This window comes from Zavarzinia sp., from assembly GCF_049306435.1.
In the GTDB taxonomy this organism is placed as follows: Bacteria; Pseudomonadota; Alphaproteobacteria; order Zavarziniales; family Zavarziniaceae; genus Zavarzinia.
In genome coordinates, this window is record NZ_JBAQRT010000139.1 from 1 (window position 1) to 7,605 (window position 7,605).

General features: G+C 66.5%; 8 protein-coding genes. All 8 read left to right on the forward strand.

The genetic code is table 11. The features are described from left to right. Positions 1-1,785: hypothetical protein (locus WAZ62_RS07440; RefSeq protein WP_422642883.1), on the forward strand; the 1,785-nt coding region annotated here is incomplete at its 5' end. 3 nt (positions 1,786-1,788) lie between these two features. Then, positions 1,789-2,502: a hypothetical protein gene (locus tag WAZ62_RS07445; RefSeq protein WP_422642884.1), complete on the forward strand. Its 714-nt coding sequence runs from the start codon at positions 1,789-1,791 to the stop codon at positions 2,500-2,502. Then, on the forward strand, positions 2,499-3,125 hold the full coding sequence (locus WAZ62_RS07450; RefSeq protein ID WP_422642885.1) for a hypothetical protein: 627 nt from the start codon (positions 2,499-2,501) through the stop codon (positions 3,123-3,125). Before WAZ62_RS07445 ends, WAZ62_RS07450 begins: the two co-directional genes overlap by 4 nt. Next, on the forward strand, positions 3,125-3,526 hold the full coding sequence (locus WAZ62_RS07455) for a DUF6950 family protein (protein WP_422642886.1): 402 nt from the start codon (positions 3,125-3,127) through the stop codon (positions 3,524-3,526). Before WAZ62_RS07450 ends, WAZ62_RS07455 begins: the two co-directional genes overlap by 1 nt. Continuing rightward, the gene (locus tag WAZ62_RS07460) at positions 3,451-5,805 is read left to right on the forward strand and encodes a hypothetical protein (RefSeq protein WP_422642887.1); all 2,355 of its coding nucleotides are present in this window, start codon (positions 3,451-3,453) and stop codon (positions 5,803-5,805) included. Before WAZ62_RS07455 ends, WAZ62_RS07460 begins: the two co-directional genes overlap by 76 nt. After that, a complete protein-coding gene (locus WAZ62_RS07465; protein WP_422642888.1) occupies positions 5,805-6,440 on the forward strand; it encodes a hypothetical protein in 636 nt (211 codons plus the stop codon). Before WAZ62_RS07460 ends, WAZ62_RS07465 begins: the two co-directional genes overlap by 1 nt. A gap of 2 nt (positions 6,441-6,442) precedes the next feature. Continuing rightward, positions 6,443-6,646: a hypothetical protein gene (locus WAZ62_RS07470; protein WP_422642889.1), complete on the forward strand. Its 204-nt coding sequence runs from the start codon at positions 6,443-6,445 to the stop codon at positions 6,644-6,646. Positions 6,647-6,682: 36 nt separating this feature from the next. Continuing rightward, a partial coding sequence (locus WAZ62_RS07475; RefSeq protein WP_422642890.1) for a hypothetical protein occupies positions 6,683-7,605 on the forward strand: 923 nt, incomplete at its 3' end.

Sequence of the window (7,605 nt, forward strand, 5' to 3'; positions counted from 1 at the left end):
GCGCGGGGCTTCGGCGCCTTGAGCGCGGCCCTCGGCGGCCCGGTGGGCATAGCCCTGACGGCGCTGGCGACGACCTTCGCGCTCGTTACAGTCGAGGCGGCGGCTGCGCGTCAGCGGACGGCTGACGTTGCCCAAATCATGGATCGGCTCGGTGTCAAGGCCCGCGATGCTGCCGCCGGCCTGAACGAGACGGCGACCGCGCTTCGCAATCTGCCGATCGAGCAGCGGCGGGCTGACCTGCGGAAGCTGCAGGAAGAGTTGCGCGCGCTGACAACCGGCATACGCGCGGGCCGTTCCGACGCAAATTTCAACGAGTTGCTGGGCGATCTGCGCGGCCTCGACGAAATCGACGGCACCGCCGCTGGCAGGGAGTTGCAGGCGATTGTTCGCGGTGCACGCGACGGCAAGGGTGAGGCGTCCGACCTGCTGGCCCGGCTCGACAAAATTGCGGCTCTTGATATTTCGGAGCCTGTCGATGCCCTTTTGGGCCGCATTCGCGCTTCGATCGTCGAGGCCGACCGCCTCCGCCGAGGCATTACGGCCATCGGGGCGCCGCCCGAGCCGTCCTATGCCGGCAGGCCAGACCGGGAAGGCATCCCAATTCCGCCTGAAGCGGGGCAACGCCGCGTGTTCCAGGATGCGCTGAGCGAGGCCGGTCGATCGTCGATCGAGCAGGAGATCGCGGCCGAAACCGAGCGACTAAAGAAGCGCTATGAGGAGCGCGGTCAGGTCGTGCCCGGGGCCGCGCGCCTGGCCGAAGAGGCCCGGCAGCTCGTTGAGACGCGCAATGCCGCGGCGGCCCGCGAGCGCGCCGGCAAGAAGAAAGCTGATCCGTCCGATATCCCGATGCAGGACGCGGCGGATCAATACTTCCGTGGGCAAATCCAGCAGCGGCAGGGTATCGACGATCTGCGCGCGTCCTACGCGGCGGAGACTGCGGAGGTTACGTTCAACACGGCGGCGCTGTCGAAGAACGAGCGTGATCGGGCCGTCGCCCTCGAAACCTACAAGCTCGAACAGCAATACCTCGAACAGGGCGTCACCAATCTCGGGGCCTATCGGGGCGAGATATCGGCCCTTGCCGAAGCGCGTGTCGCCGCCAACGAGACCAATGCCCGCGCGGTCGAAGTCATGCGACAGGAACAGGAGATGTGGGATCTTCTGGGCCAGCAAGGCGTTTCGGCCCTGACGGAAATCAGTACAAATTCGAAAAACGCGACGGATGCGGTCGAGAATCTGGGCAAGGCGCTGGCGAATGCAGCACTGCAGGCGGCTTTGCTCGGGACCGGGCCATTCGCGGGGCTTCTCGGCACGTCGAAGGCGACGGGCGGAAACGGCGGGTTGTTTGGCCTGATCGGCGCCGGGATCAGCGGGTTGTTCGGCAGCGTGTCGTGGGGTGGCCTGTCGGGCGCCGGGGGCGGGGTCAACGCCAACCCGATGTCCTTCGGCGGCCCGCGCGCGGGCGGCGGCGACGTGCAGGCTGGCCGCGCCTATCTTGTCGGCGAAAAACGGCCTGAACTGTTCGTGCCGGGGCGATCGGGGACCATCATCCCGAAGATTCCCGATGCTTCAGCGATCAATCGAAGCGTCGACCGCGCCGGTCCGCAACCGCGGCGGATCGAGACGAGCTTTCGCCAGACCATCGACCTGCGCGGCGCGAACGGCGATGAAACGATCGCCCGCATCGCCCGCGAGGAGGCGCGCAAGGGCGCGGCCATGGCGATCAAGGCCAGCGACGAGCGATTCACGGCTCGCTTCGCCAAGAACCAGAAATACGGGCGCTGACGCATGATCTATCAACTGGCTCCCGTCATGCACAAGGCGCGGCGGGTGAACTGGCGCCTGTCCTCGCTGCTGAACGAGGGGCCGCGCTCGCTCTCCGGCGTAACTTCGCGCGCCCGGATCGACGGTGGCGCCGGCCTGTGGACGGTGGGGTTCGTCGATGTGCCCCTGCGCAGCCGTGACGATTTCGCGCAATGGTCGGCTACGGAAGCGCTGCTGGATGGCGGCGTGGAGCCGGTGATCGTGCCGGTATGCGAGCCGCGCCTCGTGCCCTGGCCGCTCCATCAGGGGCGGATGGTGACCGCGATCGATCAGGTGCCGCATTCCGACGGCTCGTTTTTTTCGGACGCGACGGGCTATTCGACCGAGGTCATCGTCGCCCGCTTCGCCGCCGCCGCCCTGGCGGGCGCGACCACGGTGCAGATCGAGGTCCTGCGATCAGGGGCATTCCGGGGTGGCGAGCGATTCTCGGTCTATCACCCGGTCTTCGGCTGGCGCCTCTATGTCATCCGGACGATCGATTCTATGGACGGGGCGGTCCTGACCGTGACCATCCGCGCGCCGCTGTGGGAGGGCGTGGCAGCGGGCGGCGACGTGATCTTCGATCGCCCGCGCTGCACCATGGTATTGGCAGCCGCCGACGGCTTGGAGCGGGATACCGACCTTCGCCGCTTCGGTACCGGCTCGGCATCCTTCATCGAGTTCGGGGGTGCCCCGTGACGGTCTATATCGACGAGACGATGGCGGCGGCGCTGGCCGATCCATCGGGCCGGCTCGGGATCTTCTTTCGCTGCCAGGGCGATACAAACGCGACGAGCCTGCGCCTGTGGTCTGGGATCCAGAGTCGCGCCGGCGAGATGCGGTCGGGCGCCGTCGTGATCGCCGCGCGCGAGGAATACATGGGGCTTGCCGCGCTGCTGGAGGCGCCGGATATCGATCACATCATCGACGGCACCGCGGATGATGTGTCGTTCCGCCTGGCGGGCGTGCCGTCGACGGTCGAGGGGGCTCTGGCATCCGGCGGGATCAAGGTGCGCGGGCGCCGTGTCAACCTCGGCCTGATGTCGTTTGACCGTGCGTGGCAGGCGGTAACGCCCATCATCCCGATCGCGCAATACACGGCATCGCATCTGTCCCGCTCCAGCAATCCGGGCGAGGCGCCGGACGCACCGAACACGGTGGCGCTGACGCTGGTGTGCAAGCTCGGCGACACCTCCCGTTCCCGCGGGCAGCCCGTGCATTGGGTGCCCAATCAGTGGAAAGCACAGCATGAAGGATCGACCTTCACCGATCGGACGCCGCGCTACCAGCGGGGCGCGACCGTGACCTGGCCGACCTTCTGATGACGCTGCAGGATTATCTCGACTCCTGCCGGCGGCGCCGGTGGGAATGGGGGGCGCACGACTGCACCCTGTTCGCGGCCGACTGGGTGCGGCTGGTGACCGGCCTTGATCCGGCGGCGGACTGGCGCGGGCGCTATGCCAGCGCGGACGAATGCCGTTCGCGTCTGTCCAATGCTGGCGGGATCGAGGCCGTGGTGTCGCGGTCCATGCGCTTGGCGGGCCTGGCCGAGACGACGGATCCGCGCCCGGGCGATGTCGGCCTTGTCCGCGCGCCGACGGGTGTCGAGGCCATGGGGGTGATCTCGGCGATCTGCCAGGGCGATCTGTGGGTGGCGCGCACCGTGGGGCGCGTGGTCGCCGCGCCCTTTCCCCTCGTCCGGGCCTGGAGGGTGGGCGCATGATCCTGTTGTTGACGGTGTTGGCCGGATTGCTGGTGGCGCGTCCGGCCCATGCCGATCCTATAACCGCGTCGATCACGGCCGCTCTGGTCGCGGCGGGTGTCGGCGAGGCGACGGCTGCGATTCTCGCGGCTGTGATCGTGCAGGTCGCCGTCGCGGCGATATCGATCGCCATCACCATGATGCTGACGCCCCGGCCCAAGCTGCCGGAGCCATCGGATGGCACCAGCCCGATTCAGGAGCCAGTTCCGGCCATCATCTATGCCGTCGGTACATGCCGTATCGCCGGCAAGACGATGGTGAAGGAGGCGAGTAAGAATACCCTGTGGCGGGTGTCCGCCCTGAAGCATGGGGCGGCGGCCGGCCCGTTTCAGCGGTACTGGATCAATGACGACGAGGTCGAGCTTGCCCCCTGGATCATCGATCCGCGCCGTCTGACGACACTCGATACCTATGATGATCATCGGTATTGGGATGTGCATTTCGGAAACGAAAATAGTCGCCCGCGCATCCATATCTGGCTGCATGACGGATCGCCGATGCCCGCGTCAACCCCGGCAGTCGACAACCCCGCGACATGGATGATCGAGGCCGCGCCTGCCGTATTTACATCGGATTTTCGGCCGGATGGGGTTTGTGCGATCGGGCTTGCCGCGCTGCCTGTCGGCCCGGAATATTTTCAGTCGGTCTATGCCGGCGGCGATCCGGTGATGTCCGTGGCCGCGCCCTGGCAGGCGGTCTGGGACCCACGCGACGCGGGGCAGGACCCGGCGGACGAAGCGACCTGGAGCTATAGCGCAAACCCGGTTCTGATCAGGATCTGGTACGAGTGCTTCTGCGCTCACGGCCCCCTGCGGCCCTATGCCGAGGTTGTGTTGCCCCGGGTCGGGCTTTGGACCGCTCAGGCCGATGCCTGCGACGATCTCATTCCGCAGCGGGCGGGGGGCACGGCGCGCCGCTACGAATGTCACATGTGGTGGGACGCGGAAACGGATCGGGCCAGCGTGCGGGCATCGATCATGGCCAGCTGCGACGGCTGGGATTGCGAGTTCGGCGACGGCAGCATGATCATGATCGTGGGTAAGTATATCCCGCCGACGATCACGCTGACGGATGATGACATATGCGGTTACTCGATCGACGACGACGAGAACGACAGCGATTACATCAATCATCTCGCAATTCAGTTCACGTCGCCCGACCAGGAGTATGGCGCGGTCTCGGCCAAGCCCTGGCGGGATGATGCCTCGATCATGGAGTATGGCGAGAAGTCGCAGTCCGTCGACTATTGGCAGGTGCAGAATCTTTCGCAGGCGCGGCGGCTGGGGCGGCGGATGGTGGATCGATCCGCGGCGACGTTGCGCGGATCCCTGATCAGCAGGCTTTCGGCGCTGCGCTGTATCGGTCATCGCTGGGTCGCGGTGCGGTCGGATCGGGTGCCGGGCCTGTCCGATGCGGTCGTCGAAATCGGTGGCGCGCGGACCTCTTTGATGCAGATGACGCGGACCCTGTCGATCCGGACGATCAATCCGAATGCCATCGACACCTGGGATCCGGAAGATGAGGGCGAGCCGCCGCCGGTGGCCGAACGGGTGCAGGGCGAGGGGGTGCCGCAGCTGACGGGCCTGGTCGCGATCCCCCTCGCGTTGCCCCTCGCCGCCGGGGTTGTGGGGCTGGCCGTCGACCTGCAGTGGGACGACGTGGAAGACTCGGACATCTATACCTATGAGGAGCGTCATCGGGTGGGGTCCGATCCCTGGTCATCCTCGGCCTTGCGCGCCGTGTCGATCGACGGTGGTCTAATCAGGGCCCGGGTCCTGCCGGTGCAGGCCGATGCGACGGTGGAATATCAGGTCCGGGTGACCAGCGGGATATGGTCGGCCTCCGCCTATGCCGATACGTCCACGGACGGGATCGCGCCTGACGCGCCTTCGGCCCTGGGTGCCGCGCCCTATGAGGCGGGCGCAAGTGTGACCTGGCGTAATCCGACGTCCAGCAATTTCGCGGCGGCGACGGTCTGGCGAGCGCCGGCCGGTGACGGGTTCCTCGCGGCGGTCGCGGTTGTTGGCGACATTCCCGGCGGGCTCGGCCAGGTGATGACGCTGTTTGATCCTGATCTCGTGATCGGCGCCTACGACTATTGGGTGACGGCTGAAAATGTCGCGGGCACGGCATCGGCGCCGGCCGGTCCTGTAACCGTGACAATTTCAACTGATTACATCGTTACGGCGGGCGGCGCCTTCCTGACCGACGCGGCTGGCAATTACATGGTGACAAGCTGATGGCCACGACAACATTCAAGGACTTTACAGACGGCGTGATCGCGCCTGTCGGGGACGAATTCTTTCCCCTATGGCAAGGGGCCGATGCCAAGAGGCTGACGCTGGCGCAGCTGCTCCAGCTCCTCGGGCTCGTGATCGGCGCCGACGTTCAGGCTTATGATGCCGATCTTGCCGCCATCGCCGGGCTGGGCGACGGTATTCCCAAGCGGGCTTCGGGGATATGGTCGGCGCTGGCCGATGAGGAAGGGACGTGGACGCCGGCCCCGACCTTTGCGACACCAGGCGACCTCGCGGTGACGAGCAACACTCTCGTGGGCCGCTATCGCCGTCTTGGCAACATGGTCGAATGCACGTGCGAGGGGCAATTTACCCCGACCTTCACCACGGCGAGCGGGGACTTCCGCATGGGCGGCTTGCCCTTTGTGTCCTACTCGACCGGCATGGGGGCTGTTGGCGATCATAACCAGCGGTGGACCTATGCGGGGGTGATCCGGCCCCGGGTCTCGGCCGGCCAGTCTTACGTCAACATGCGCTTGCTGGCATCTGCCGCCGCCGCCGCAAATTTGACCTATGCCGGCCTGTCGAGCGCCAACGCCCATAGCCTCGCTTTCTACGTCAAATACTGGATCTCGTGATCATGACCCTCGACCTGATTGATCCCCATCCTCTCGGCCCGCTGCAGATCCGTGAGGTCGACGGGGGCGGCATCTACCATCGTCGCGTGATCGAGCCGGGCGCGGATGTCTCGGGCGAGGCGCCAGAGATCCAGGCGGTGGCGGCCGCTCACTGGACGCTCGATCGCGTCGCTGCATGGGCGGCGGCACAAGCCCAGGCCATCTGACGGGCTGGATCGCGGACATTACTCAAGGAGCATGACATGACGAGTTTTGCGGACCTGTTCCGGCAGGCCTGGCCGGATTATGTTGTCGACGGCGTGCCGGCCTCCGGCATCGCCCAACCGAACAAGGCGACCATCCGCGCCCTCGGACAGTCGCTCGACACGACCTTCGACGATCTGCGGCAGATCCTCGCTCTTGGCGGCGTGACGGTCTACAGGACGACCCGCGCGCTGCTCTATGCCGATCTGGCCCATGCGGCCGACACGATCGCGGCGGTGACGCTGGACGTTACGGCGGCCTACAACGGCATCTATGTCAAGGCCGGGGCCTCCGATACCGGGTCGTGGTCGCAGATCTTCCAGTTCACCGATTCGGCGTCTGTCCTGGCCAGTCTGACGGCCTATGTCGACGATGAGATCGCAGGCGAGGTGACGGCCCGCGATGCGGCGATCGTCGCCGCCGTCACGGCGCTCGACGACGATCTGACGGCTGCGCTCGGCGGTGAGGAGACGGCCCGAGCCGATGCCGATACGGCGCTGGACCTCCGGCTGGATGCGGCGGAATCGACCCTGGGCGCGGTCTCCGCCGCGATCGGCGCGCGGGACGCTGCGATCACCCGCGTGGACGATGGTCTCGGCATCCTCGCCCGGACATGGCGCGACCAGATGTCGGCGGCCGCTTCGGGCAAGGCGATCAATACCTCTGGCATCGAGGTGACGGCGGTCTCATATGCGGCGACGGGTTACATCGATGTGACGCGGACGATGTCCATCACCCGCTTCGGCTCGCCGATGACCTCTGGCTCTTTCGTGCCGATCGCCTATTACGACGCCGCCCGCGCCCTGCTGGGCACGGCCTGGACCGGGGGCGGGTTGGTGACGATCTTCGACATGGCGGAGTCCCCGGACGGGACGCGCTATGCGCGGCTGTGCGGGCTTTCCAATGTCTCGGCCTATATCTA